This window comes from Streptomyces sp. bgisy159, from assembly GCF_965341775.1.
Taxonomy (GTDB): domain Bacteria; phylum Actinomycetota; class Actinomycetes; order Streptomycetales; family Streptomycetaceae; genus Streptomyces.
The window spans coordinates 1-1009 of the sequence record NZ_CBDQZH010000122.1 but is presented as its reverse complement, the minus strand read 5'-3'; the positions used below and the strand labels follow the sequence as shown (position 1 = coordinate 1009).

Sequence of the window (1009 nt, the reverse complement as noted above, 5' to 3'; positions counted from 1 at the left end):
GGTGACGCCCCGGTCTCGGTGCAGTCGATGACGACGACGCGTACGTCGGACATCGGTGCGACGCTGCAGCAGATCGCGGAGCTGACGGCGTCGGGGTGTCAGATCGTGCGGGTGGCGTGTCCGACGCAGGACGACGCGGACGCGCTGGCGGTGATCGCGCGCAAGTCGCAGATCCCGGTGATCGCGGACATCCACTTCCAGCCGAAGTACGTGTTCGCGGCGATCGAGGCGGGGTGTGCGGCGGTCCGGGTCAATCCGGGCAACATCAAGCAGTTCGACGACAAGGTCAGGGAGATCGCGAAGGCGGCCAAGGAGCACGGCACGCCGATCCGGATCGGGGTGAACGCGGGTTCGCTGGACCGGCGTCTGCTGCAGAAGTACGGCAAGGCGACTCCGGAGGCGCTGGTGGAGTCGGCGCTGTGGGAGGCGTCGCTGTTCGAGGAGCACGATTTCCGGGACATCAAGATCTCGGTGAAGCACAACGATCCGGTCGTGATGATCGAGGCGTACAAGCAGCTGGCGGCGCAGTGTGACTATCCGCTGCATCTGGGGGTGACGGAGGCGGGGCCGGCGTTCCAGGGGACGATCAAGTCGGCGGTGGCGTTCGGTGCGCTGTTGTCCCAGGGCATCGGTGACACCATCCGGGTGTCGCTGTCCGCGCCGCCGGTGGAGGAGATCAAGGTCGGCAGTCAGATCCTGGAGTCGCTGGGTCTGCGTCCGCGCCGTCTGGAGATCGTCTCCTGCCCGTCCTGCGGCCGGGCCCAGGTCGACGTCTACAAGCTCGCCGAGGAGGTCACGGCCGGTCTGGAGGGGATGGAGGTTCCCCTGCGCGTCGCCGTCATGGGCTGCGTGGTCAACGGCCCCGGCGAGGCCCGCGAGGCCGATCTCGGGGTCGCCTCCGGCAACGGCAAGGGCCAGATCTTCGTCAAGGGCGAGGTCATCAAGACCGTCCCGGAGTCGAAGATCGTGGAGACCCTCATCGAGGAGGCCCTCAAGATCGCCGAGCAGA

The 1009-nt window shown here is 67.4% G+C and carries 1 protein-coding gene; it reads left to right on the top strand.

Annotated elements, in window-relative coordinates; translation table 11 throughout:
* The coding region (ispG, locus tag ACSLTV_RS36095) for a flavodoxin-dependent (E)-4-hydroxy-3-methylbut-2-enyl-diphosphate synthase (RefSeq protein ID WP_435613732.1) at positions 1 to 1009 on the top strand (1009 nt) is incomplete at both ends.